Below are 24,567 nucleotides of genomic sequence, written 5' to 3' on the forward strand. Positions count from 1 at the left end.
CCGCACCCGGCAACGGGCCCCACACGTCCCCGCCCGTCATCCGTCGGGCGGGGAGAGAGGCGGCGGCTGCCCGAAGCAGCGCGGCGGTCGACGCCGTTGTGCCGCCGAAAGGCGCAGCCGGTGCGGAAAAGCAGAAGAACCCCGGCTCGGCCGGGGTTCTCTCTGGTGTCCGAGGGGGGACTTGAACCCCCACGCCCGATAAAGGGCACTAGCACCTCAAGCTAGCGCGTCTGCCATTCCGCCACCCGGACCCGGTGGACCGCGCGGCCTTGGCCGCCCGGCGCGACGCCAACGATAGCAAAGGATCAGGGGTGGCCGATCACGCCCGCCCCGGGCCGGGGCGGACCGGTGGCGGGGTGGGCGAGGGTCGGCCTTGGGGCGGCGGCCGGAACGCGCCAGGATGGGAGCGCAGTCCGTCACCACCAGGAGGCAGTGTGAGTGAGTCGAGCCCGACCACGGCAGGCAGCGCAGGCACCGGAGAGGCCGGACCCGGGAAGGCCGCGGCGGCCGAGAGCGAGGTCGTCGGCCTGTGCCGGGACCTGATCCGTATCGACACGAGCAACTACGGCGACGGCCGGGGGCCGGGGGAGCGGAAGGCGGCCGAGTACGTCGCCGAGCAGCTGGCGGAGGTCGGTCTGGAGCCGGAGGTCTTCGAGTCGCGGCCCGGGCGGGCGTCCACGGTCGTGCGGGTGCCGGGTGAGGACTCCTCGCGTCCGGGGCTGCTCATCCACGGCCACCTGGACGTCGTCCCCGCCAACGCGGACGACTGGACCCACCACCCGTTCTCCGGCGAGATCGCCGACGGCTGCGTGTGGGGGCGCGGCGCGGTGGACATGAAGGACATGGACGCGATGACGCTCGCCGTCATCCGTGACCGCGTGCGCAGCGGACGCCGCCCGCCGCGCGACATCGTGCTGGCCTTCCTCGCCGACGAGGAGGCGGGCGGCACCTACGGCTCGCGCTACCTCGTGGACCACCGCCCGGAGCTGCTCGAAGGGGTCACCGAGGCCATCGGGGAGGTGGGCGGCTTCTCGTTCACGGTCAACGAGAACCTGCGGCTCTACCTGATCGAGACCGCCCAGAAGGGCATGCACTGGATGCGGCTGACCGTCGACGGCACGGCCGGGCACGGCTCGATGACCAACGACGACAACGCCATCACCGAGCTGTGCGAGGCCGTCGGGCGGCTGGGACGGCACAAGTTCCCCGTGCGGGTCACCAAGACGGTGCGGGCCTTCCTGGACGAACTCTCCGACGCGCTCGGCGTCGAGCTCGACCCGGAGAACATGGACGAGACCCTCGCCCGGCTCGGCGGCATCGCCAAGATCATCGGTGCCACCCTCCAGAACACCGCGCAGCCCACCCAGCTGGGCGCGGGCTACAAGGTCAACGTCATCCCGGGCCAGGCCACCGCGCACGTGGACGGCCGGTTCCTGCCGGGGCACGAGGAGGAGTTCCTGGCCGACCTCGACCGCGTCCTCGGGCCGCGCGTGCGGCGCGAGGACGAGCACGCGGACAAGGCGCTGGAGACGACCTTCGACGGCGCCCTGGTGGACGCCATGCAGAGCTCGCTGCGGGCGGAGGACCCGGCCGCCCGCGCGGTGCCCTACATGCTCTCCGGCGGCACCGACGCCAAGCAGTTCGACGACCTGGGCATCCGGTGCTTCGGCTTCGCCCCGCTCAAGCTCCCCCCGGAGCTCGACTTCGCGGGCATGTTCCACGGGGTCGACGAGCGGGTGCCGGTGGACGGCCTCACGTTCGGCGTCCGCGTGCTTGACCGCTTCATCGACCAGTGCTGAGCGGCCGCCCCGACGCCGGTCGCCGTCGCCGGAGGCAGTGATTCGCTCGGGTGTGCGGGATTGGCCAGGAAGGGTGAATGCGCCGGGGGAGTCGTAGCCCCTCCCCTCACTCCTCGTTACACGGGATGCGGTCCGTGGCTGGGACCGCGTTTCCAACAAGGAGGAAGAATGATCAAGAAGGTCGTCGCTGCTGCGGCTGCCACCGGTGGTCTGCTGCTCGCGGGTGCGGGCGTGGCCGTCGCCGACGCCGGTGCCGAGGGTGCCGCCGTCGGGTCGCCGGGTGTTCTCTCCGGCAACGTCGTGCAGGTGCCGGTCCACGTCCCGGTGAACGTCTGCGGCAACACCGTCAACGTCATCGCGCTGCTGAACCCCACCTTCGGCAACGTCTGCGTCAACGACTGACGTCACGCGCCTGAGCCCGTGAGGGTTTGATGCCAAGCCCCGGAGTGCGTCACCGCGCGCTCCGGGGTTGTCAGTTCCGGGCGAGCAGGTGCCCTCGGCACGACGCGGAGCCGGCTCGCGATCCCGCAAGCAACGAAGACAGGAATCAACCATGCGACAGGTCACCAGGAAGGGCCTGATCACCGTCGTGGCCGCCAGCGGCGCGCTCGCCATGAGCGGTGGCGCGGCGTTCGCCGACGCGGACGCCGAGGGTGCCGCCGTCGGGTCTCCGGGTGTTCTCTCCGGCAACAACGTCCAGGTGCCGGTCCACGTGCCGGTCAACGCCTGCGGCAACACGGTGAGCGTCGTCGGGGCACTGAACCCGGCGATGGGCAACAAGTGCGTCAACGACGGCGGTCACCACGACGACGGCGGTCACCACCAGAACGACGGCAAGCCGGGCGGTCACCACGGTCACCACGGTGACGGGGGCCACGGCGGTGGTCAGCAGGACGGCGGCCACGGCGGCGGTCACCAGGAGGGCGGCCACCACGGCGGCCACCAGGGCGGCTCGCACAGCGGTGGCGGTGCCACGGCGGAGGGTGCGGCCGTCGGCTCGCCCGGCGTCGCGTCCGGCAACAACGTGCAGGCCCCGGTCGACGTGCCGGTCAACGCCTGCGGCAACAGCGTGAACGTCGTGGGCCTGCTCAACCCGGCCATGGGCAACGAGTGCGTCAACGACTCCGGTCACCCCGAGCACCCGGAGTACCCGGAGCCCGAGGTGCCGGAGGAGGAGAAGCCGGAGGAGCCCGAGGAGGAGAAGCCCGAGGAGCCGCAGGAGGAGCAGCCGCCTTCGGACACCCCGGACGAGTCCACCCCGCAGGAGGACCGCCCGAACGAGCCCCGGGCGCAGCTCGCCGAGACCGGTGGGCCGTCCGCGCTCACCACCGTCGTCCCGGCCGGCGTCACCATGCTGCTCGGCGGCTACGTGCTCTACCGCCGCGCCCGTGTGGGCCAGAACTGACGTTTCGGCGGACGCCGCAGCGGGCCCCGTCCTAGCGGGCCCGTCGCAGCGGCTGCGGCCCGGGCCCGGGTGGCAGCCGCTGCCGTGCCCGGGCCCTCACCACGCCGCGCTCACCAGGTCGCCCTGACCTGGCGGATGATTCTCCGGCGCAGCCGCACCCGGCGGCTGCCGTCCGGGTGCAGGCGGAGCCGGTCCAGCTCCCAGTACCCGTACTCGGCCTCGTCGGTCAGCAGGCGCACTGCGGCGTTGCGGGACACCCCGCGCGGTACGTACACATCGCGAAATTCGTATTCCGGCATCGCATCTATTGTGCGGACAGGGCCTCCTTACGGATAGCGTCTGCTGTATGTCTGATGCTGCGCAGCCGACCGCTGCCGAGGTACGTGCCTCCGTCGAGGCGCTGAAGTCCGCCCTGGACCGCCACCTCGCTGCCATCGAACGCCGGGCCTACGGGACCGGCGCCGAAGCCGACGCCGACACGGAGGTCTACGCGGCGTTCAACGAGCTCGCCTCGGCGGGGGAGGCGTACGACGCGCTCCTGTACGACGCCTACGACGAGGTCACGCCGTTCGAGATCCCGAGCGGCGAGAGCCGCCCGCCGTACCTCGGCCCGGACGAGCCCGGTGCCCTCAGCGTGTACATGCGCCGGGACTACACCGTCGGCGAGCCGCTGCGGCTGCTCGCGCAGGCGCAGCGCATCACCGACCTCGACCCGGACGCCGTCGACACCTCGCAGGGCGAGGAGGAGACGCCCGGCAGCAGCGTGCACGCCGCGCTCGGGGTGCTCTTCGGGGAGTTCGAGCCCGACGAGATCGCCACTCGGCACAAGGAGTTCGGCCTGGAGGAAGGCGACTCCACGGTCTGGGTCGTGGCGGACGAGGAGCCCACCGAGCCGGGCGAGTGGCTGGACGCGCCTTTCGACGCCGCCGACCCGGAGCGCGTCATCTGCCGCTACGACATCAGCTCCGTCTTCGACGAGGACGACGCCGAGGGCGCGGCCGAGGCGCCCGAGGACGCGGACGGCGACGAGGACGGGGGCGAGGACGGGACACGCGAGGACGGCGCCCGGCTCGGCGCCCGCTGAGGCCGGCCGCGCCGGACGGAGGTGCCGGACGGAGGTGCCACGGGCAACGGAGCACCTCCGTCCGCGCTTCCGCCCGCGCGTTCAGGCCCCGCCCGGCTCCCCGGCGGCCGCCGGGCGGGGCCTCAGCAGATCCCGTAGCCGGGTCGTGCGGGGGGCGCCCGGCCGCTGCGCGACAGCCTGGGGGAGCGCGTCCTGCACCCCGTGGACCACGGACAGATGCCGCTCGGCCCGGCCGAACGCGGTGTAGACCCAGCGCCGGTCCAGCGCGTCGGCGGCGTCGCCCGGGAGGACGACGACGGCGGCCGGCCAGCGGCCGCCCGCGGCCTGGTGCGCGGTGACGGCCCAGGCGTGCCGCACCGCCGTGGTCACCCGGTCCTTGGCGACCGTGAACGGCCCGTGCGGACCGTCCAGCCGCAGGCCCTCCTCGTCGGCCCCCGCCACGGTGGCGAAGAGCGGGCGGCCGGGAGCGGGGGAGTAGGTCACCCGGTCGCCCGGGTCGAAGCCCCCGAACCGGCCGGGGCCCGGATTGAACCGCTCCTTGAGGGCGGCGTTCAGTGCCGTCGTGCCCGCGCCTCCGGGGTGCCCGGTGGTGATGACCTGGGTGTCGCCCGGCTCGATGCCGAAAGCGCGCGGCACCGAGCCCGCCACGAGCTGCACGGTGCGGTGCACGGCCTCGGCCGGTTCCCGCACCGGCACGATGACGAGCTCCTTGTCCGGCGCGGCCACCTGCGTCAGCTCACCGACGCCGATCCCGGAGACGAGCTCCCCGAGCGGCCCCGGATCAGGGGTGCGGGAGGCGACGCGCGGCGCGACGGCGGCGGCCAGGACGTCCTCCAGGACCTGCCCCGGCCCGGCGGAACCGAGGACGTGCGGATCGCCGCTCAGCACCAGCCGGGCGCCGTCCGGCAGCGCCTCCACCAGGGCGGCCGCCGTCTCGGTGTCCAGCAGCGGAGCGTCCAGGACGACGAGGAGGTCCAGGGGGAGGGAGCCGTCGTCCTCGCGGCCCGGGCCCTGAGCGCCCGCCAGCAGCCCGGCCACCGTGACGGCCACCGGCGCGGGCGCGTCCTCCGCCGAACCCTCCGCCGAACCCTCCAGCAGGCCCTCCGCCGGTGGGCCCTCGGCGACGGGTGCCGCCGGGACGAGCGCCGCGAGCCGCCGCCGGCCGTCCTCGGTGTGTGTGGCGGCGCAGGCCCGCAGCCCCATCGCGCGGGCCGCGCCGACGAGGGCGGCGGGCTCCGCGCGGGCCGCCTCGCCCCCGGTGTGGGTCACCAGGCCGTGCGCGGCGGCGGCCCGGACGAGCTCCGCGGCCGACGGGGAGGGCGCGGCGGAGGCGGCGGCCGCCCAGGCCTCGGCGTCCTCGTCCTGCGGGGGGCGGAAGGTCGTGATCAGCCGGTGCAGCCCGTCGGCCAGCGACTCCTCGGCCACCGCCCACCGTTCCAGGCCGAGCAGCAGGGGCGGCGGTTCCGCCGACGCGGCCTCGGCGGACTGCTCGGCGCCGACGATCCCGTCGGCGCCGCCGGTGCCCTCCGCCTCCTCGGCGGGCGGGGTGCCGTCCCCGTCGGGCCGGAAGACCAGGAGCGCACCGGCGTCCACGGCGTCCCGCACGGCGTCCTCGGGCTCGGGGACGCCGTACTGCGCGAGCTTCCGGGCCAGCACGTCGAACTCCAGGACGGTGTGGCCGGCCCGCGCGGCGGCCTCCAGCAGCCAGCCGGCCAGCGCCTGGGCGCGCCGGGGGTCGCCCGGACCGGCGTCCGCGCCGGGCTCGCTCAGAGCGGCGGCGAAGGAGTCGGCCTGCTCGGGGCGGACCCCGGCCACGGCCAGCAGCCGCCAGGGGTCCTCCCGCAGCTCCTCAGCGGCCTGCGGGCCCAGCGCCAGTACGACGGAAGGGGCCAGCGCCTCCGGGGCGCCCCCGGCGGCGAGGACCTCGCGCACCTCGGCCGGGACGGCGACGGGCCCGGCGGGAGCGGACGCGGACGCGCCTCCCGACACCGGCCCCGGCGCGGGGGCCCGGCGGCGGGCGGGACGTGCCGGCTCGGGGGCGGGGAAGAACTCCGCGGCCGACTTCTCGCCGCTCTCCACGGCCCGTACGGCGGCCATCAGCTCGGCCGCCTTGCCGTCGGGGGCGTCGGCGGTGTTGGGGCCGTCGGGGCCGGTGCCCGGGCTGGCGTTCACAGCGTGCTCCAGTCGTGGTCGGGGTAGCGGTGCTCCGGAGCGGACACGTCGTCCAGGGCAACGGTGATCTCGTCGGGCAGCGTAAGCGCCTCCACTGACAGGGCCTCCTCCAGTTGCCCGACGGTGCGCGCCCCGACCAGCGGCGCGGTGACGCCCGGCCGGTCGCGCACCCAGGCCAGCGCCACCTGGAGCGGGGTCACGGCCAGTCCGTCGGCGGCGATGGACACCGCTTCGACGATGTGTTCGGCCGGTCCGGTCAGGTACGGCTCGACGAAGCCCGCCAGCCGTTCGGAGGACGCACGTGACTCCGCCGGGCGGGCGCCGTCGCGGTACTTGCCGCTGAGCACCCCGCGACCGAGCGGCGAGGCGGGCAGGAGCCCGAGTCCGAGGTCGAGGGCGGCGGGCAGCACCTCCCGTTCCACGCCGCGCTGGAGAAGCGAGTACTCCAGCTGGACGCCCGCCAGCCGGACGCGGGCGGGGACGGCCAGCTGCCAGGTCGCGGCCTTGGCCAGCTGCCAGCCCGAGAAGCCGGCCACCCCGGCGTAGCGGGCGCGCCCGCTGCTGACCGCCAGGTCGACGGCGTGCAGCGTCTCCTCCAGCGGAGTCAGCGCGTCGAAGCCGTGTATCTGCCACAGGTCGACGTGGTCGGTGCCCAGCCGCCGCAGCGAGGCGTCCAGGGCGGCGAGCAGGTGACCCCGGGAGCCGTCGGAGCGCCGGTCGGGCCGGGCGACGCCGCCGGACTTGGTGGCGATCACCAGGTCCTCGCGAGGTACCAGACCACCCAGCAGCCGGCCGAGCAGGTACTCCGCCCCGCCGTCGGCGTAGACGTCGGCGGTGTCGACGAGGGTGCCGCCGGCGTTCCAGAACGTTTTCAGCATGTCGGCGGCCCGGTGTTCCGCCGCGGCCTGGTCTCCTGGATGTCCGGCCCAGGTGAGGGTGCCGAGGCCGATCCGGGACACGCGCAGGCCGGTGCGGCCGAACTGCCGTTGCTTCATGGCCGTTGAGAGTACTTCCGGACCTCGCGTACAGTCCCAGACACCCATCGTGTTACTCGGCGGTAAGGAGAGCGGTCATGCGGCTCGGTATCAACCTCGGCTACTGGGGTGCCGGGATGGATCACGACAATCTCGCCGTCGCCCAGGAGGCCGACCGGCTCGGCTACTCCGTCTGCTGGGCCGCCGAGGCCTACGGCTCGGACGCGCCCACCGTGCTCTCCTGGGTGGCCGCCCAGACCGAGCGCATCGAGATCGGCTCCGGAATCTTCCAGATCCCGGCCCGCACCCCGGCGATGACGGCCATGACCGCCGCCACCCTCGACTCCCTCTCCGGCGGCCGGTTCCGCCTCGGCCTCGGCGTCTCCGGGCCGCAGGTCTCCGAGGGGTGGTACGGCGTCAAGTTCGACAAGCCGCTCGCCCGTACCCGCGAGTACGTGGAGATCGTCCGCAAGGCGATGTCCCGGGAGCGGCTCAGCCACCAGGGCGAGCACTGGACGCTGCCGCTGCCCGACGGCCCCGGCAAGCCGATCAAGCTCACGGTGCACCCGGTGCGCGAGCACATCCCGCTCTACATCGCCGCCATCGGACCGAAGAACCTGGAGCAGACCGGCGAGATCGCCGACGGTGCCCTGCTGGTCTTCTTCGCGCCCGAGCACGCCGAGGAGACCACGCTGGGCGCCGTCCGGGCCGGACGGGCCAAGGTCGGCAAGGGCCTGGAGGGCTTCGACATCTGCCCCACCGTCCCGATGGCCGTCGGCGACGACAACGACGTCGAGGCGCTCGCCGACTTCTTCCGCCCCTACACCGCGCTCTACGTCGGCGGCATGGGCAGCCGGAAGCAGAACTTCTACAACAAGCTCGCCCAGCGCATGGGGTACGAGAAGGAGGCGGCCGAGATCCAGGACAAGTACCTGGCCGGGGACAAGGACGGCGCCGCCGCGGCCGTCCCCCGGCGGCTCATCGACGCGACGACCCTGCTGGGCAGCGTCGAACGCGTGGCCGACCGGATGCGGGCCTACGCGGAGGCGGGCGTCGGCACGCTCAACCTCGCCCCGGCCGGCTTCACGTTGGAGGAGCGCGTCGCCTCCCTGCGGGCGGGCGTGGAGGCGCTGGAGCGCTCCGGCGCCGCCTGACCCCCACCGCGTAACCCCGGGCGGGTCCTTCGCGTTGTCCGGGTGACGGCCGTGGCGGGGTGACCCCCCGAGCCCCCACCACGGCCGGACACGTCCCCGTGTGGGGTGGTCACCGGACGGAGTCCGGGGCGGCGGTCCGAAGCCCGGGAGGCCGTCAGCGGCCGAGCGGTGCGAGGGGCGCGGTGGGTACGGTCGCCCCCGAGCCCCCACCACGGCCGGACACCTTCCCACGCCCGCGCGGGCGGCCGTCGAGTCCGGTTCCAGGACGCTCCGGCCGCCCCCCGCGCGCCCTGGCCTACGCTGGGCGCCATGCCCACGCTCCTCCTCGTGCGTCACGGCCGCTCGACGGCCAACACCTCCGGACTCCTGGCCGGCCGCACGCCCGGCGTCACGCTCGACGAGACCGGGGAGGCCCAGGCCGCCGCCCTGCCCGCCCGGCTGGCCGGGGTGCCCCTGGCCGCCGCCGTCCGCAGCCCGCTGCTGCGCTGCGGCCAGACGCTGCGGCCGCTGGCCGCCGAGCGGCCCGGCCTGACGGTCACGGAGGACGAGCGCATCGCCGAGTGCGACTACGGCGACTGGACGGGCCGCAAGCTCGCCGAACTGCTCGACGAGCCGTTGATGGCCGCCGTCCAGCAGCACCCCAGCTCCGTCTCCTTCCCCGGTGGCGAGACGATGCGCGCCATGCAGCGGCGCGCCGTCGAGGCCGTGCGCGACTGGAACGAGCGCGTCACCGCCGAGCACGGCGCGGACGCCGTCTACCTGATGTGCTCGCACGGGGACATCATCAAGTCCGTGGTGGCGGACGCCCTCGGCATGCACCTGGACCTCTTCCAGCGCGTGAGCGTCGAACCCGCCTCCGTCACGGCGATCCGGTACACCGCGCTGCGCCCCTTCGTGGTGCGGCTCGGCGACACCGGCACGCTCGCCTCCCTGGCGCCGCAGGAGCCGGACGCCGCTGCCCCGGGCCCGGAGGGTTCCGTGCCGGGCCAGGACGGCAACGCCGCCGTCGGGGGCGGTGCGTGAGCGCGTAGATCACCGTGAGCAGTAGGGTGCCATTGACCCCGTTGCCGAGACCGATGGAGCAGGACGTGTCCCGTCAGGTGTTCCTCTACGACCCGCCGGACCGATTCGTCGCCGGCACGGTCGGGCTGCCCGGACGGCGGACCTTCTACCTCCAGGCCACCTCCGAAGGGCGCACGACGAGCGTCTCGCTGGAGAAGGCACAGGTCGAGGCGCTGGCCGAGCGGATCGACGAGCTGCTCGACGAGGTCGTGCGGCGCAGCGGCGGCAGTACCGCCGTGCCGGCCGTCGCGCCCAGTGAGCTGTCCGACAACGAGCCGCTGACCAGCCCCGTCGACGAGGAGTTCCGCGTCGGCACCATGGCCCTCGCCTGGGACAGCGACAGCGAGCGGATGGTGGTCGAGGCGCAGGCACTCGTCGCCCTGGAGGCCGACTCCGACGAGTCGCTCGCGGAGGCCGAGGAGCGGCTCCTGCACGACGACGAGAACGGTCCGCCCATGCTGCGGGTGCGGATCACCGGCCCGATGGCCCGGGCGTTCGCCAAGCGCGCCATGGAGGTCGTCAACGCCGGCCGTCCGCCCTGCCCGCTGTGCAGTCTCCCGCTCGACCCGGAGGGACACGTATGCCCGCGCCAGAACGGATACCGCCGCGGGGAGGCGTGAGCCCGGCCCGGCGGGGCGACGCCGCTCCCCGGGCGGCGGCCCCCGGCACCCCGGTGACGCGACCGCCCCTCGGCGACGCACCGCAGGACCGGACGGCGGCGCTGCTCGCCCGGGGTGAGCTGACCGTCGTCGGCCGGATCACCGACGCCTCCAACGCGGTCCTCTACGCCACGGTCGGCGACGGTGACGAGGTCGTGCCGTGCGTCTACAAGCCCGTCGCCGGGGAACGCCCCCTGTGGGACTTCCCGCGCGGGACGCTCGCCGGGCGCGAGGTCGCGGCGTACGAGGTGTGCCGCGCGCTCGGCTGGGATTTCGTGCCGCCCACCGTGTTGCGCGACGGGCCGTACGGCGCGGGGATGTGCCAGCGGTGGATCGGCCCGCCGCCGGACGGCGAGGGGCCGCCCCCGAACGCGGCGGAGCGGCTGCTGGACCTCGTGGACGCCGAGGAGCCCGGGCCGGCCTGGAAGGCCGTCGGTTTCGCCGAGACCGCGCCGGGCAGGACGGCCCTGCTCGTCCACGCCGACGACGCGCGGCTGCGTCGGCTGGCGGTCCTCGACGCCGTCATCAACAACGCCGACCGCAAGGGCGGCCACCTGCTGCCCGCACCGGGCGGCGGGCTCCACGCGATCGACCACGGCGTGACCTTCCACACCGACAACAAGCTGCGCACCCTGCTGTGGGGATGGGCGGGCGAGCCCCTGCCCGAGGACGCCGTCGGGCCGCTGCGCCGCCTGACGCACGCCCTGGCGGACGGCGCGCCGCTCACCCGGCGGCTGTCCGCCCTGATCGACGCCACGGAGCTGGCCGCGCTGCGGCGGCGCACCGAGGAGCTGCTGGCCTCGGGCCGGCACCCGGTGCCCACCGGCGAGTGGCCCGCGTTCCCCTGGCCGCCGATCTGAGACCGGACGGGTGTGCCTAGCGCGTCACCCGCGCCCCGCGCAAGGGAGCAGAACAGGCCAGAGGCATGTCCCCCGCGATGGCTGAACACGCGTCCGGTTAGGCTCTTGACCATGCATGCCTGGCCCGCATCCGAGGTCCCTGCCCTGCCCGGCAGCGGTCGCGACCTCAGGATCCACGACACCGCGACCGGCGGTCGGGTGACCCTCACCCCCGGTCCCGTCGCCCGAATCTACGTCTGCGGCATCACGCCGTACGACGCCACCCACCTGGGACACGCGGCGACGTACAACGCGTTCGACCTCGTGCAGCGCGTGTGGCTCGACACCAAGCGGCAGGTCCACTACGTACAGAACGTCACCGACATCGACGATCCGCTCCTGGAGCGGGCCGTCGCCACCGGCCAGGACTGGACCGAGATCGCGGAGCGCGAGACGGCGCTCTTCCGCGAGGACATGACGGCGCTGCGCATGCTGCCCCCGCAGCACTACATCGGCGCGGTCGAGTCGATACCGTCCATCGTTCCCATGATCGAGAAGCTGCGCGGCGCGGGCGCGGCCTATGAGCTGGACGGCGACGTCTACTTCTCCGTGGCGGCCGATCCGCACTTCGGCGAGGTCGCCGGGCTGGACGCCGCCACGATGCGCGCGCTGTCGGCCGAACGCGGCGGCGACCCGGAGCGCCCCGGCAAGAAGAACGCCCTCGACCCGATGCTCTGGGTCGCGGCCCGCGACGGCGAGCCGCACTGGGACGGCAGGTCGCTCGGCCCCGGACGGCCGGGCTGGCACATCGAGTGCGTCGCCATCGCCCTGGACCACCTCGGCATGGGCTTCGACGTGCAGGGGGGCGGCTCCGACCTCGCCTTCCCGCACCACGAGATGGGCGCCTCGCACGCCCAGGCGCTGACCGGTGAGCACCCCTTCGCGAGGACGTACGTGCACGCCGGGATGGTCGGGCTGGACGGCGAGAAGATGTCGAAGTCGAAGGGCAACCTCGTCTTCGTCTCCACGCTGCGGAGGAACGGCACCGACCCGGCGGCCGTCCGGCTCGCCCTGCTGGCCCACCACTACCGGGCCGACTGGGAGTACACGGACGCCGTGCTCGACGCCGCCGTGGCGCGGCTCGGCCGCTGGCGGGCCGCCGTCTCGCGGCCCGACGGGCCGTCGGCCGAAGCCGTGGTGGAGGAGATGCGCGAGGCGCTCGCCGACGACCTGGACGCCCCCGCCGCCCTGGCCGCCGTCGACCGCTGGGCGGAGCGGCAGCACGCGCGGGGCGGCACGGACGAGGGCGCCCCCGGCCTGGTCTCCCGGGCCGTGGACGCCCTCCTCGGCGTGGCGCTGTAAGGCACGGCGCCGGCACGCGCGCCGCCGTCCCCGGCGGCGCGCGGTTCAGCCGTCGTTGTTCTCGGTGCCGCCCTCGTCGTCCTCCTCCGGCCCTTCCGCGCCGGGGGAGGACGACGGCCGTTCCTGTTCCCGGTCGGCGCCGCCCGGCCGGTCCGGCTCGCCCGGCCCGCGTCCACGCGGTCGCGGACGGCCGCCGGTGTCCCTGAAGTAGGGGCTGACGGCCCCCGGCTCCGGGCCGAGCCCCGCCTCGCCCGCCGTCCCGCCCGCAGGGCCCGGCTGCCCGTCCCGTCGGCGCAGGTACCGTTCGAACTCGCGGGCGATCGCCTCGCCGGACGCCTCGGGCAGTTCGGCGGTGTCCCGGGCCTCCTCCAGCGACTGCACGTACTCCGCGACCTCGCTGTCCTCGGCGGCCAGTTGGTCCACCCCCACCTGCCACGCCCGGGCGTCCTCCGCCAGCTCGCCGAGGGGGACCCGCAGGTCCAGCAGGTCCTCCAGGCGGTTGAGCAGCGCGAGGGTGGCCTTGGGGTTCGGCGGCTGCGAGACGTAGTGCGGCACGGCCGCCCACAGGCTCACCGCCGGCACCCCGGCGTGGGTGCAGGCCTCCTGGAGGATGCCGACGATGCCGGTGGGCCCCTCGTAGCGGGACTCCTCCAGGTTCATCGTGCGGGCCAGGTCCGGGTCCGAGGTGACGCCCGTGACCGGCACCGGCCGGGTGTGCGGTGTGTCGCCGAGGAGCGCGCCCAGCACCACGACCATCTCGACGCCCAGCTCGTGCGCGAACCCGAGCAGCTCGTTGCAGAACGAGCGCCAGCGCATGCTCGGCTCGATGCCCCGCACGAGCACCAGGTCGCGCGGTCGGTCACCCGAGGTGCGCACGACCGACAGCCGTGTCGTGGGCCACGTGATCTTTCGCACACCGCCGTCCAGCCACACGTGCGGTCTGTTGACCTGGAAGTCGTAGTAGTCCTCCGCGTCCAGCGCGGCGAAGACCTCGCCCTTCCACTCGCGGTGCAGGTGCCCTACCGCGCTGGAGGCGGCGTCGCCGGCGTCGTTCCAGCCTTCGAACGCGGCCACCATGACCGGGTCGACCAGCTCGGGAACACCCTCCAGCTCGATCACCCAGCGCCTCCTTCGTGCCGGTGGCGTCCGCCGCCCCGGCTGCCGTTCGTCGTCCGTGTGCGGGGATCAAGCCTACGGCGTCGCGCCCCGCTCGCCGCCGCCGACGGTGCGGCTAGCCGGAGGCGGGGGCGACCCAACCGCGCCGATAGGCCGCCCAGTCCTCCTCGGTCGCCGCGAAGTCGATGTAGAGGGCGACGCCGAAGCGCTCCCGGTCCGCGTCCTGGCGGCCCAGCCCCAGCCGGATGCCCCGCACCGCCGCCACGGTCTCGGCCCGGTGGGTGAGGTCGGGCTCGGAGTAGAACGGCAGCCCCATGAGCAGGTCGGTGTCCCGCGGCGTCACCTCCAGGGCCAGCCGCGTCTGGTGGGCGAGGAACCCTCCGTAGAGCGATTCCGCGGGCATCCACGCGTCGTACGACATCATCGCGATCTGGTCCACCCGGTCGGCGACTTGGCCGAAATACGCCTGTGCCCAGTACTTGCCGTGGTTCGTGACCGCCAGTGCGACCCGGTGCACCTGGGGCAGCGGGTCGATCTGGTGGGCGGCCACCGAGAGGACGCCGTCGTGCTCGCGCACCGGCGCCCGGACCTCGTCCAGCAGCCGCAGGAAGTCGCCGTCACCCGAGCGGACCGGCTCCATGTCGAGGTGGACGCCGTCGAAACCCAGCTCCATGACGGTGCGGGCGCTGTCCACGATGCCCCGCCGGGAGTCGGCGTTGGCGAGCCGTACGGCCTCGCCGTCCTCCCGGCCGTACACCAGCACGTTGCCCAGGAAGGAGTGCACCCGCACGTCCGGCGGTTCCCGGTGCACGGCGTCCACCAGCCAGCGCGCCCGTGGGTGCTTGGCGGGGGACAGCGTGCCGTCGTGCTCCAGCGGGCCGGTGTGCACGTACAGGTCGCGGATGCCGGTGCCCTCGATGCGTCGGGCGAACGCCGCCAGGTCGCCGTCGTCCTTCCGGCCGTCCACCCAGGCGTGGCCGAGCCAGATCGCGTCCCGGCCCCGGGTGTGGGCGTCCGGACGCAGGTCCCCCGCGTACGCCAGCCGCAGGGCCAGCGCGGCGGAGCCGGGCAGCCCCACGAGCACCAGCGCCAGCACGGCCGACGTCCAGATCACCGCACGCCGTCGCGGGCGCCACCCCGGGCGCCATCGCGGGCGCCATCGCGACCGGGAACGCGGCCCCGGCCCGGGTGGGCTGTCCCCGTCCGCACCGCTCACCGACTCGTCAGTACGCATGCGGCCCCCCGAACCCGTACGGCAGATGGTCGCGTCGCACTCTGCCATACGGGTCCGGGGCCCGGGTGGGACGCCCGTCAGCCCTCGCGACGGCCCAGCAGCTCCTCCACGCGGGCCCGCACCTCGGGGGTGTCCAGACCGCGCACGGTGAGCGTCGTGCGGCGGCGCAGGACGTCCTCTGCGGTCACGGCCCACTCGTGGTCCCGGGCGTAGACGACCTGGGCCCAGATCTCCGGCCCGTCCGGGTGGATGCGCTCGCCCAGCGCCGGGTCCTCGCTCACCAGCCGGGCGATGTCGAAGGACAGCGAGCCGTAGTGCGTGGCCAGGTGACGGGCGGTCAGCGGATCGATCCGCGTCCCGGGGTCCCGGTCCACCAGCAGCCGGTGCGCGACGGCGTTCGGGTTGGCGACGCCCGGCAGCGGCACCCGGCGCGGCAGCTGCGAGACGGGCTCCATGTCCTCGGCCAGCGCCCCGCCGGGAAGCCGCGCCAGCCGGTTCATCACGGTGCGGCCGATGTGCCGGTACGTCGTCCACTTGCCGCCGGCCACGGACAGCATGCCGCCCCGCCCCTCGGTGACGACGGTCTCCCGCTTGGCCGCCTCGACGCCGCCGGGCCCGCCCGGCAGCACCCGCAGCCCGGCGAACGCGTAGCTGATCAGGTCCCGGGAGAGGTGCTCGTCCTGGACGGAGACGGCCGCCTCGGACAGGATCTGCTCGACGTCGGCCTCGGTGGCCGCCACGTCGCCCGGGTCGCCCTCGAACGGCTCGTCCGTGGTGCCGAGGAGCAGCTGGTCCTCCCACGGGAGGGCGAAGGTGATGCGGTACTTGTCGATGGGCGTCGCCATGGCCGCCCGCCAGGGCGCCTTGCGCTTGAGCACCAGGTGCGCGCCCTTGGACAGCCGGATGCTGGGCGCCGCGCCGGAGTGCTCCATGCGGCGCAGGTGGTCGACCCAGGGGCCGGTGGCATTGAGCACCAGCCGCGCGTCCACGCCGAACTCCGTGCCGTCCAGGCGGTCCTTGAGCTCCGCGCCGGTGACCCGGCCCCGGGTGAAGCGCAGCCCGGTCACCTCGGCGTGGTTGAGGACCACCGCTCCGGCGGCCACCGCGGCCCGCACCGTCATGACCGCGACGCGCGAGTCGTTCATCTGGTGGTCGCCGTAGACGGCGACGGCCTTGAGGTTCTCCGTGCGCAGCCCCGGGTTGTCGGCGGCGGCGCGGGCCGGGGAGATGACCCGGCCCACGCCGTCACCGAACGCCGAGAGCGCCGAGTAGGCGAAGACGCCCGCGCCCAGCTTCGCCGCGCCGTGCGGCCCGCCCTTGTACACGGGCAGGTAGAACGTCAGCGGGTTCACCAGGTGGGGGGCGACGTCCTTGGCCAGGACCCGCCGCTCGTGGTGGTTCTCCGCGACCAGCTTGACCGAGCCGGTCTGCAGATAGCGCAGACCGCCGTGGACCAGCTTGGAGGAAGCGGAGGACGTGGCCCCGGCGAAGTCGCCGGCGTCCACCATCGCCACCCGCAGCCCCGACTGCGCGGCGTGCCAGGCGACCGAGGTGCCGAGGATGCCCCCGCCGACCACCAGCAGGTCGTACGTCGCCCGGGCGAGCACGTCTCTGGTCTCGGCGCGGCCCGGGTTGGCACCGGCAGCCGGGTGCGTCCCGAGGGTGGGAACGCTCTGCGGGATGGTGTTCATGTCGCTCAGTTCTCCTCTTCGATCCAGCCCATGGTCCGCTCGACGGCCTTGAGCCAGTTCTTGTACTCGCGGTCGCGTACGTCCGCTTCCATACGGGGGGTCCATTCGGCCGCGCGCCGCCAGTTGGCGCGCAGCGCGTCGGTGTCCGGCCAGAAGCCGACGGCCAGACCGGCGGCGTAGGCGGCACCCAGGCAGGTGGTCTCGGCGACCATCGGACGCACCACGGGCGCGTCGAGGACGTCGGAGATGTTCTGCATCAGCAGGTTGTTGGAGGTCATGCCGCCGTCGACCTTGAGGGTCGTCAGCTCCACGCCGGAGTCCTTGGCCATGGAGTCGACGATCTCCCGCGTCTGCCAGGCGGTCGCCTCCAGGACGGCCCGGGCCAGGTGCGCCTTGGTGACGTAGCGCGTCAGTCCCGCGATGACGCCGCGCGCGTCGGAGCGCCAGTAGGGGGCGAACAGGCCGGAGAAGGCCGGGACGAAGTAGGCGCCGCCGTTGTCCTCGACGGAGCTGGCCAGCGTCTCGATCTCGGCCGCGGTGCTGATGAGGCCCATCTGGTCGCGCATCCACTGTACGAGGGCGCCGGTGACGGCGATGGCGCCCTCCAGCGCGAAGACGGGCTTGTCGTCGCCGATGCGGTAGCCGACGGTCGTCAACAGACCGTTGTAGGAGTTGACCGGCTTGTGCCCGGTGTTCATGAGCAGGAAGGTGCCGGTGCCGTAGGTCGACTTGCCGTCGCCGGGCTCGAAGCAGGTCTGGCCGAACAGCGCCGCCTGCTGGTCGCCGAGCGCCGAGGCCACTGGGATACCTTCGAGGGCACCGCCCGCGCAGTGCCCGTACACCTCGGCGGAGGAGCGGATCTCCGGCAGCACCTGCATGGGCACGTCCATGGAGGCGCAGATCTTCTCGTCCCACGCCATGGTGTGGAGGTTCATGAGCATGGTGCGGGACGCGTTCGTGACGTCGGTGACGTGCACGCCGCCGTTCGTGCCACCGGTGAGGTTCCAGATGACCCACGAGTCCATCGTGCCGAACAGGATCTCGCCGCGCTCGGCGCGCTCCCGCAGGCCTTCGACGTTGTCGAGGAGCCAGCGGATCTTCGGGCCGGCGAAGTAGGAGGTCAGCGGCAGTCCGGTGTCGCGGCGGAAGCGGTCCTGGCCGACGTTGCGGCCCAGCTCCCGGCACAGCGCGTCGGTACGGGTGTCCTGCCAGACCAGCGCGTTGTGGACCGGCTCACCGGTCGCCTTGTCCCACAGCAGGGTCGTCTCGCGCTGGTTGGTGATGCCGATGGCCTTGACCTCGTCGCGGCTGACCCCGGCCTTGCGGACGGCGCCGTCGACGACCTCCTGGACGTTCGTCCAGATTTCGGCGGCGTCGTGTTCGACCCAGCCCGGCTTGGGGAAGATCTGCTCGTGCTCCTTCTGCTCGACGCCGACGATGCGGCCGTCGGTGTCGAAGACGATGCAGCGGCTGGAGGTGGTGCCCTGGTCGATGGCGGCGATGTACCCGGGGTGGGTGGCGTTGTCAGTCATCTCGGTGCTCCAGGAGATCGAGGGGAGAGGAGGTCGGTCAGGCGAACGCGAGCTGGTAGAGCCCGCCGGCGAGGGCGCCGCCGATCAGCGGACCCACCACCGGTATCCAGGCGTAGCTCCAGTCTGACCCGCCCTTGTTCGGCAGGGGCAGCAACGCGTGCACGATTCGCGGACCGAGGTCACGCGCCGGGTTGATGGCGTACCCGGTCGGGCCACCGAGGGAGAGGCCGATGCCGACCACGACGAGCGCGACCATGAGGATGCCGGTGCCCGACAGCGTCAGGCCCTCGTTGACGCCGAGCGTGAGGATCGCGAGGACGAGGACGAACGTGCCGATGACCTCGGTCGCGACGTTCTGTGCCGCGTTGCGGATCTCCGGGCCGGTGGAGAAGACACCGAGCACGGGCCCGGGCGTGTCGGTCGAGGTCGCGGCCTTCGTGGCCTGCGTGCCGGGCCCGCCGACGACCTCGCGGTCGGTGAGGTGGGCGATGAAGTGGCCGTAGTACGCCACGTAGACCAGGAACGCGCCGATCATGGCGCCGAGCAGCTGCCCGGCGAAGTACACGGGCACCTGGCTCCAGGCGTCCTCCTTGATCGCGAGGCCGACCGTGACGGCCGGGTTGAGGTGGGCCCCGGACAGGCCCGAGGAGATGTAGGCGCCGGTCAGGACCGCGAAGCCCCAGCCGAACGTGATCGCCACCCAGCCGGCGTTGAACGCCTTGCTGCGCTTGAGTACGACGCCGGCGACGACACCGCCGCCCAGCAGGATGAGCACGGCGGTTCCGATGACTTCGCCGAGGAAAATGTCGGAGTTGGACACCCGCGACTCCTTTTGTTCACAGGGAAGGCGGAACCGGTCCCGTCCGGTGTTCGACAATGTCGACCGCCGAACGGCAGTTTTATCCTCGCATCAGACGTCGTCAAGAGGTACGGCGCCCCTGGCTCGGGTCGTGTTCGAAACGTGGCCCGGCCCGCGGGCGGCAGGCGTGTGCGGGACGCCGGAAGGGTGCGGTGCACGCCGGACGGGGCCGCCCGGTGCCGGGCGGCGGTTCGGCGGGAGGTGGGCGGGTGCGCCCTCTAGAAGCGGGCGGCCCCCAGGTCGCGGGAGACGGCGCGCGCGCAGTCGCGTACCGAGGCGACCAGCTCGGGCCGCAGCTCGCCGTCGCGGTACAGCCGCTCGACCGCGCCGGTGACGCCCACCGCCCCCACGGTCAGCCGCCGCCGATCGAGGATGGGCGCGGCCAGCGAGGCCACGCCCTCCCACGTCTCCTCCACGTCGGACGCCCAGCCCCGCGCCCGCACGAGCTCCAGGCACTCCTCCAGCGCCGCCTCGGAGGTCAGCGTCCGCTCGGTGAAGGACTCCCGCTCGGCGTCCATCATCTCGGCGTGCGCCACCGGGTCGTACGCGGCCAGGACCTTGCCCACCGCCGTGCAGTGCAGCGGCTGCATGACGCCGATCTCCAGCACCTGACGGCTGTCGTCCGGCCGGAAGACGTGGTGGACGACGAGGACCCCGCCGTGGTGCAGCACGCCCAGGTAGACGGCCTCGCCACTGGACCGGGCCAGGTCGTCGGACCACACCAGCGCCCGGGCCCGCAGTTCGTGCACGTCCAGGTAGCTGTTGCCCAGGCGCAGCAGCTCCGCTCCGAGCTGGTAGCGGCCCGAGGCGGCGTCCTGCTCCACGAAACCCTCCTGCTGGAGGGTGCGCAGCAGCCCGTGGGCCGTGCCCTTGGCCAGGCCGAGGGTGGACGCGATGTCGGACAGGCCGAGGCGGCGCTCGCCACCGGCCAGCAGCCGCAGTACGGCCGCAGCCCGCTCCAGGGACTGGATGCTCCGGGCCATCGGACTCCCTCTCTTCGCCTCGCCGGGGGACGGCATCCGCTGGTCGACAATGTCGAACGGTAGCGGATCATGTCGATGGCCGGATAGCCGGGGAAATTCTACGACCGTCCACGCACCGGAACGGGCCTGGTGTCCCGGGCCCTCACCGATACCCTGACGACGTGCGTCCGCCAGTGTGGACGCAAAGCCGACAGCCGTCGCACCCCAGGGAGCTCCAGCATGTCCTCGTCGTCCGCAGCGTCCGCATCACGGACCGGGCCCGCCGCCGCAGACCTCACCCACGCCGAGCGGGTGGCCGCCCTGCGGGAGGCGCTCGCCTCCCGCGTCGTCGTCGCCGACGGCGCGATGGGCACGATGCTCCAGGCCCAGGACCCGACGATGGAGGACTTCCAGCAGCTCGAGGGCTGCAACGAGGTCCTCAACATCACCCGCCCCGACATCGTGCGCTCGGTGCACGAGGAGTACTTCGCCGTCGGCGTGGACTGCGTGGAGACGAACACCTTCGGCGCCAACCACGCGGCGCTCGCCGAGTACGAGATCACCGAACGGAACTTCGAGCTCTCCGAGTCCGGCGCCCGGCTGGCCCGCGAGGTCGCGGACGAGTTCACCGGGCGGGACGGCCGGGTGCGCTGGGTGCTGGGTTCGATGGGCCCGGGCACCAAGCTGCCGACGCTCGGTCACGCGCCGTACGCCGTGCTGCGCGACGCCTACCAGGTCAACGCCGAGGGCATGATCGCCGGCGGGGCGGACGCCCTGCTGGTGGAGACCACGCAGGACCTCCTCCAGACCAAGGCCGCCGTCGTCGGGGCCCGCCGCGCGCTCGCGTCCACCGGCATGAACCTGCCGGTGATCTGCTCGGTGACCGTCGAGACCACCGGCACCATGCTGCTCGGCTCGGAGATCGGCGCGGCGCTGACCGCGCTGGAGCCGCTGGGCATCGACATGATCGGCATGAACTGCGCCACGGGCCCGGCCGAGATGAGCGAGCACCTGCGCTACCTGGCCCGCCACTCCCGCGTCCCGCTGGCCTGCATGCCCAACGCGGGGCTGCCCGTCCTGGGCAAGGACGGCGCCCACTACCCCCTCACCGCCGAGGAGCTCGCCGACGCCCAGGAGGGCTTCGTCTCCGAGTTCGGCCTCTCCCTGGTGGGCGGCTGCTGCGGTACGACGCCCGAGCACCTGCGGCAGGTCGTGGAGCGCGTGCGGGGACGGGCCCCGGCCGAGCGCTCCCCGCACCCCGAGCCCGGTGCCGCCTCGCTGTACCAGACGGTGCCGTTCCGGCAGGACACGGCGTACCTGGCCATCGGCGAGCGCACCAACGCCAACGGGTCGAAGAAGTTCCGCGAGGCCATGCTGGACGGCCGCTGGGACGACTGCGTGGAGATGGCCCGCGAGCAGATCCGTGAGGGCGCGCACATGCTCGACCTGTGCGTGGACTACGTCGGCCGGGACGGCGTCGCGGACATGGCCGAGCTGGCCGGACGCTTCGCCACCTCCTCGACGCTCCCGATCGTGCTGGACTCCACCGAGGTGGACGTCCTGCGGGCGGGGCTGGAGAAGCTCGGCGGCCGGGCCGTCATCAACTCGGTGAACTACGAGGACGGCGACGGACCCGAGAGCCGGTTCGCCAAGGTCGCCGCCCTCGCCCAGGAGCACGGCGCGGCACTGATCGCGCTGACGATCGACGAGGAGGGCCAGGCGCGCACCGCCGAGCACAAGGTCGCCGTCGCCGAGCGGATCATCGCCGACCTCACCGGCACCTGGGGCGTGCACGAGTCCGACATCCTCATCGACACCCTCACCTTCACGATCTGCACCGGCCAGGAGGAGTCCCGCAAGGACGGGATCAACACCATCGAGGCCATCCGGGAGCTGAAGCGGCGCCACCCCCAGGTGCAGACCACCCTCGGGCTGTCCAACATCTCCTTCGGCCTCAACCCGGCGGCGCGCATCCTGCTCAACTCCGTCTTCCTCGACGAGTGCGTGAAGGCCGGTCTGGACTCGGCGATCGTGCACGCCTCCAAGATCCTGCCGATCGCCCGCTTCGACGAGGAGCAGGTCACCACCGCGCTGGACCTGATCCACGACCGGCGCGCCGAGGGCTACGACCCGCTGCAGAAGCTGATGCAGCTGTTCGAGGGCGCCACCACGAAGTCGCTCAAGGCGGGCAAGGCGGAGGAGCTGGCGGCGCTCCCGCTGGACGAGCGGCTGCAGCGGCGCGTCATCGACGGCGAGCGCAACGGTCTGGAGGCGGACCTGGACGCCGCCCTCGCCGAGCGTCCGGCGCTGGAGATCGTCAACGAGACGCTGCTCGCCGGCATGAAGGTCGTCGGTGAGCTGTTCGGCAGCGGTCAGATGCAGCTGCCGTTCGTCCTCCAGTCCGCCGAGGTGATGAAGACGGCCGTCGCCCACCTCGAACCGCACATGGAGAAGACCGACGAGGCCGGGAAGGGCACCATCGTCCTGGCCACGGTCCGCGGCGACGTGCACGACATCGGCAAGAACCTGGTGGACATCATCCTGTCCAACAACGGCTACAACGTCGTGAACCTCGGCATCAAGCAGCCGGTCTCCGCGATCCTGGACGCCGCCGCCGAGCACAAGGCGGACGTCATCGGTATGTCCGGACTGCTGGTGAAGTCCACCGTGATCATGAAGGAGAACCTGGAGGAGCTCAACCAGCGCAGGCTCGCCGCCGACTACCCGGTCATCCTCGGCGGTGCGGCCCTCACCCGCGCCTACGTCGAGCAGGACCTGCACGAGGTCTACGAGGGCGAGGTCCGCTACGCCCGCGACGCCTTCGAGGGCCTGCGTCTGATGGACGCCCTCATCGCCGTCAAGCGCGGCGTGCCCGGCGCGACGCTGCCGGAGCTCAAGCAGCGCCGCGTCGCCAAGCGCGAGGGCGGCCTGCCCGAGCCGGCCGCCCTGGACGACACCACCCGTTCGGACGTCGCCACCGACAACCCGGTCCCCGCCGCGCCCTTCGCCGGCACCCGGATCGTCAAGGGCATCCAGCTCGCCGAGTACGCCTCCTGGCTGGACGAGGGGGCGCTGTTCAAGGGGCAGTGGGGGCTCAAGCAGGCCCGCACCGGGGAGGGTCCGACCTACGAGGAGCTGGTGGAGAGCGAGGGACGGCCCCGCCTGCGCGGCTGGCTGGACCGCCTGCAGACGGACAACCTCCTGGAGGCGGCCGTCGTCTACGGCTACTTCCCGTGCCACTCCGAGGGCAACGACCTGGTGATCCTCGGCGAGGACGGCGCCGAGCGCACCCGTTTCACCTTCCCGCGCCAGCGCCGGGGACGGCGGCTGTGCCTGGCGGACTTCTTCCGGCCGAAGGAGACCGGGGAGACCGACGTCGTCGGCCTGCAGGTCGTCACGGTCGGCTCGCGCATCGGTGAGGCCACCGCCGACCTCTTCGCCGCCGACTCCTACCGCGACTACCTGGAGCTGCACGGGCTGTCCGTCCAGCTCGCCGAGGCGCTCGCGGAGTACTGGCACGCCCGGGTCCGCGCCGAACTGGGCTTCGCCGGGGAGGACCCGCAGGACGTGGAGGACATGTTCGCCCTCAAGTACCGGGGCGCCCGCTTCTCGCTCGGCTACGGCGCCTGCCCCGACCTGGAGGACCGCGCCAAGATCGCCGACCTGCTCCAGCCGGAGCGCATCGGGGTGAAGCTGTCGGAGGAGTTCCAGCTCCACCCCGAGCAGTCCACCGACGCGATCGTCATCCACCACCCCGAGGCGAAGTACTTCAACGCGCGCTGAGAGATCGTCCGGAGATCGTCGTACACTGATCGATCCGGTACCGGCCGGTTGTCCGTCCCCGCCACGGGGGCGGACGACCGGCCTTCGTGTCCCACGGAGGTTCGCGGATGACCAGCTCGATCCCCGCCGTCGCCACCCGTCCGGCCGAGGGCTCGGCCCTGCAGGCCGTGCTCCTCGACATGGACGGCACCCTCGTCGAGACCGAGGACCTGTGGTGGGAGGCGGAGGTCGAGGTCTTCGCCGAGCTGGGGCACACCCTGGCCGAGGAGCACCGCGCGGTCGTCATCGGCGGTCCGATGACGCGCAGCGCCGCCTACCTGATCAAGGTCACCGGCGCGCGCATCGGCGTGCCCGAGGTGTCCCGGCGGCTCAACGCCACGTTCGCGAAGAAGATCGACGGCGAGGTGCCCCTGACGCCGGGAGCGCGCAGACTGCTCACCGAGCTGGCCGCGCACGGTGTCCCCGCCGCCCTGGTCTCCGCCACGCACCGGCGGATCATGGACAGCGTGCTGCGCTCCCTGGGCCGGGAGAACTTCGCGGTGACGATCGCGGGGGACGAGGTCGAGCGCACCAAGCCGCACCCCGAGCCCTACCTCACGGCCGCCCGGCGCCTCGGCGCCGAGCCGCACCGCTGCGTCGTCGTGGAGGACACCGTCACCGGGGTGACGTCCGCCGAGACGGCCGGGTGCCCGGTGGTGGTCGTCCCGTCCCTCTCCGAGATCCCGCCGGCCGCCGGCCGGACGATCGTCGGTTCCCTGGAGGACGTCGACCTGCCGTTCCTGCGCTCCCTGATCGCTTCCGCGCACCGTCGGTGACCCGGACCGACCGCATGCGACCGGCGCGTCGCCGACCGCGACCGTGCGCAGCGGGACGAGCCTCC

The 24,567-nt window shown here is 73.3% G+C and carries 20 protein-coding genes and 1 tRNA gene; 11 read left to right on the forward strand and 10 right to left on the reverse strand.

Annotated features, from left to right (window positions below; all coding sequences use genetic code 11):
• Nucleotides 1-163 precede the first annotated feature (163 nt).
• Nucleotides 164-251, reverse strand: a tRNA-Leu gene (locus V6D49_RS23955).
• Nucleotides 252-434: 183 nt separating this feature from the next.
• Between V6D49_RS23955 and V6D49_RS23960 the strand changes: the two genes are divergently transcribed.
• The 3 genes from V6D49_RS23960 (at nt 435) to V6D49_RS23970 (ending at nt 3,204) form a co-directional block, all read left to right on the forward strand.
• Nucleotides 435-1,799, forward strand: a complete 1,365-nt coding sequence (locus tag V6D49_RS23960) for a M20/M25/M40 family metallo-hydrolase (protein ID WP_340562828.1) — start codon at nt 435-437, stop codon at nt 1,797-1,799.
• A 168-nt stretch (nt 1,800-1,967) separates the two neighbouring features.
• Nucleotides 1,968-2,201, forward strand: coding sequence for a chaplin ChpH (gene chpH / locus V6D49_RS23965; protein ID WP_191208846.1), 234 nt, complete (start codon nt 1,968-1,970; stop codon nt 2,199-2,201).
• Nucleotides 2,202-2,352: 151 nt separating this feature from the next.
• The gene (locus tag V6D49_RS23970; RefSeq protein ID WP_340562831.1) at nt 2,353-3,204 is read left to right on the forward strand and encodes a chaplin; all 852 of its coding nucleotides are present in this window, start codon (nt 2,353-2,355) and stop codon (nt 3,202-3,204) included.
• Nucleotides 3,205-3,314: 110 nt separating this feature from the next.
• Here V6D49_RS23970 and V6D49_RS23975 read toward each other — a convergent pair whose 3' ends face one another.
• Nucleotides 3,315-3,503, reverse strand: a complete 189-nt coding sequence (locus V6D49_RS23975; protein WP_191208848.1) for a DUF5703 family protein — start codon at nt 3,501-3,503, stop codon at nt 3,315-3,317.
• A 47-nt stretch (nt 3,504-3,550) separates the two neighbouring features.
• On the opposite strand from V6D49_RS23975, the gene V6D49_RS23980 reads away from it, so the two are divergent.
• The gene (locus V6D49_RS23980) at nt 3,551-4,288 is read left to right on the forward strand and encodes a hypothetical protein (protein ID WP_340562834.1); all 738 of its coding nucleotides are present in this window, start codon (nt 3,551-3,553) and stop codon (nt 4,286-4,288) included.
• An 81-nt stretch (nt 4,289-4,369) separates the two neighbouring features.
• Here V6D49_RS23980 and V6D49_RS23985 read toward each other — a convergent pair whose 3' ends face one another.
• Both V6D49_RS23985 and V6D49_RS23990 read right to left on the reverse strand, forming a co-directional pair.
• A complete protein-coding gene (locus V6D49_RS23985) occupies nt 4,370-6,460 on the reverse strand; it encodes an ATP-binding domain-containing protein (protein WP_340562836.1) in 2,091 nt (696 codons plus the stop codon).
• Nucleotides 6,457-7,455, reverse strand: coding sequence for an aldo/keto reductase (locus V6D49_RS23990; protein WP_340562837.1), 999 nt, complete (start codon nt 7,453-7,455; stop codon nt 6,457-6,459). Before V6D49_RS23990 ends, V6D49_RS23985 begins: the two co-directional genes overlap by 4 nt.
• 77 nt (nt 7,456-7,532) lie before the next feature.
• On the opposite strand from V6D49_RS23990, the gene V6D49_RS23995 reads away from it, so the two are divergent.
• From V6D49_RS23995 to mshC, 5 genes are all read left to right on the forward strand, one after another.
• The gene (locus V6D49_RS23995) at nt 7,533-8,588 is read left to right on the forward strand and encodes an LLM class F420-dependent oxidoreductase (protein ID WP_340562841.1); all 1,056 of its coding nucleotides are present in this window, start codon (nt 7,533-7,535) and stop codon (nt 8,586-8,588) included.
• Between the two features lie 309 nt (nt 8,589-8,897).
• Nucleotides 8,898-9,611, forward strand: a complete 714-nt coding sequence (locus V6D49_RS24000) for a histidine phosphatase family protein (protein ID WP_340562844.1) — start codon at nt 8,898-8,900, stop codon at nt 9,609-9,611.
• Nucleotides 9,612-9,676: 65 nt separating this feature from the next.
• Nucleotides 9,677-10,270 carry a DUF3090 domain-containing protein gene (locus V6D49_RS24005; protein WP_340562847.1) on the forward strand — a complete coding sequence of 198 codons (594 nt, stop codon included), beginning with the start codon at nt 9,677-9,679 and terminating at the stop codon, nt 10,268-10,270.
• Nucleotides 10,231-11,169, forward strand: a complete 939-nt coding sequence (locus tag V6D49_RS24010; protein WP_445330592.1) for an SCO1664 family protein — start codon at nt 10,231-10,233, stop codon at nt 11,167-11,169. The genes V6D49_RS24005 and V6D49_RS24010 overlap by 40 nt, the downstream gene beginning before the upstream one ends.
• A 111-nt stretch (nt 11,170-11,280) precedes the next feature.
• The gene (gene mshC / locus V6D49_RS24015; protein WP_340562852.1) at nt 11,281-12,510 is read left to right on the forward strand and encodes a cysteine--1-D-myo-inosityl 2-amino-2-deoxy-alpha-D-glucopyranoside ligase; all 1,230 of its coding nucleotides are present in this window, start codon (nt 11,281-11,283) and stop codon (nt 12,508-12,510) included.
• A 45-nt stretch (nt 12,511-12,555) separates the two neighbouring features.
• Here mshC and V6D49_RS24020 read toward each other — a convergent pair whose 3' ends face one another.
• The 6 genes from V6D49_RS24020 to V6D49_RS24045 form a co-directional block, all read right to left on the reverse strand.
• Entirely contained in the window at nt 12,556-13,629 is a 1,074-nt protein-coding gene (locus tag V6D49_RS24020; RefSeq protein WP_340562853.1) for a PAC2 family protein, read from the reverse strand.
• Nucleotides 13,630-13,741: 112 nt separating this feature from the next.
• Nucleotides 13,742-14,740 carry a hypothetical protein gene (locus tag V6D49_RS24025; protein WP_445330593.1) on the reverse strand — a complete coding sequence of 333 codons (999 nt, stop codon included), beginning with the start codon at nt 14,738-14,740 and terminating at the stop codon, nt 13,742-13,744.
• A 197-nt stretch (nt 14,741-14,937) separates the two neighbouring features.
• Entirely contained in the window at nt 14,938-16,551 is a 1,614-nt protein-coding gene (locus V6D49_RS24030) for a glycerol-3-phosphate dehydrogenase/oxidase (RefSeq protein WP_340562858.1), read from the reverse strand.
• A gap of 5 nt (nt 16,552-16,556) precedes the next feature.
• Complete coding sequence (gene glpK / locus V6D49_RS24035; RefSeq protein ID WP_340562860.1) at nt 16,557-18,083, reverse strand: glycerol kinase GlpK; 1,527 nt, start codon at nt 18,081-18,083, stop codon at nt 16,557-16,559.
• A 37-nt stretch (nt 18,084-18,120) separates the two neighbouring features.
• Nucleotides 18,121-18,903, reverse strand: coding sequence for an MIP/aquaporin family protein (locus V6D49_RS24040; RefSeq protein WP_340562862.1), 783 nt, complete (start codon nt 18,901-18,903; stop codon nt 18,121-18,123).
• Nucleotides 18,904-19,160: 257 nt separating this feature from the next.
• Nucleotides 19,161-19,925 carry an IclR family transcriptional regulator gene (locus V6D49_RS24045; RefSeq protein ID WP_340562864.1) on the reverse strand — a complete coding sequence of 255 codons (765 nt, stop codon included), beginning with the start codon at nt 19,923-19,925 and terminating at the stop codon, nt 19,161-19,163.
• Nucleotides 19,926-20,144: 219 nt separating this feature from the next.
• On the opposite strand from V6D49_RS24045, the gene metH reads away from it, so the two are divergent.
• A complete protein-coding gene (gene metH, locus V6D49_RS24050; RefSeq protein WP_340562867.1) occupies nt 20,145-23,687 on the forward strand; it encodes a methionine synthase in 3,543 nt (1,180 codons plus the stop codon).
• A gap of 107 nt (nt 23,688-23,794) precedes the next feature.
• Nucleotides 23,795-24,502, forward strand: coding sequence for an HAD family hydrolase (locus tag V6D49_RS24055; protein ID WP_340562869.1), 708 nt, complete (start codon nt 23,795-23,797; stop codon nt 24,500-24,502).
• The last annotated feature ends 65 nt before the right edge of the window (nt 24,503-24,567 follow it).

Origin of the sequence: Streptomyces sp. GSL17-111, from assembly GCF_037911585.1 — a bacterium.
In the GTDB taxonomy this organism is placed as follows: Bacteria; Actinomycetota; Actinomycetes; order Streptomycetales; family Streptomycetaceae; genus Streptomyces.

Coding starts and splice junctions, on each gene's coding strand:
- chpH (WP_191208846.1), top strand. CDS start 1,968: ATGATCAAGAAGGTCGTCGCTGCTGCGGCTGCCACCGGTGGTCTGCTG.
- V6D49_RS23970 (WP_340562831.1), top strand. CDS start 2,353: ATGCGACAGGTCACCAGGAAGGGCCTGATCACCGTCGTGGCCGCCAGC.
- V6D49_RS23975 (WP_191208848.1), bottom strand. CDS start 3,503: ATGCCGGAATACGAATTTCGCGATGTGTACGTACCGCGCGGGGTGTCC.
- V6D49_RS23980 (WP_340562834.1), top strand. CDS start 3,551: ATGTCTGATGCTGCGCAGCCGACCGCTGCCGAGGTACGTGCCTCCGTC.
- V6D49_RS23990 (WP_340562837.1), bottom strand. CDS start 7,455: ATGAAGCAACGGCAGTTCGGCCGCACCGGCCTGCGCGTGTCCCGGATC.
- V6D49_RS23995 (WP_340562841.1), top strand. CDS start 7,533: ATGCGGCTCGGTATCAACCTCGGCTACTGGGGTGCCGGGATGGATCAC.
- V6D49_RS24000 (WP_340562844.1), top strand. CDS start 8,898: ATGCCCACGCTCCTCCTCGTGCGTCACGGCCGCTCGACGGCCAACACC.
- V6D49_RS24010 (WP_445330592.1), top strand. CDS start 10,231: ATGCCCGCGCCAGAACGGATACCGCCGCGGGGAGGCGTGAGCCCGGCC.
- mshC (WP_340562852.1), top strand. CDS start 11,281: ATGCATGCCTGGCCCGCATCCGAGGTCCCTGCCCTGCCCGGCAGCGGT.
- V6D49_RS24030 (WP_340562858.1), bottom strand. CDS start 16,551: ATGAACACCATCCCGCAGAGCGTTCCCACCCTCGGGACGCACCCGGCT.
- glpK (WP_340562860.1), bottom strand. CDS start 18,083: ATGACTGACAACGCCACCCACCCCGGGTACATCGCCGCCATCGACCAG.
- V6D49_RS24045 (WP_340562864.1), bottom strand. CDS start 19,925: ATGGCCCGGAGCATCCAGTCCCTGGAGCGGGCTGCGGCCGTACTGCGG.
- metH (WP_340562867.1), top strand. CDS start 20,145: ATGTCCTCGTCGTCCGCAGCGTCCGCATCACGGACCGGGCCCGCCGCC.
- V6D49_RS24055 (WP_340562869.1), top strand. CDS start 23,795: ATGACCAGCTCGATCCCCGCCGTCGCCACCCGTCCGGCCGAGGGCTCG.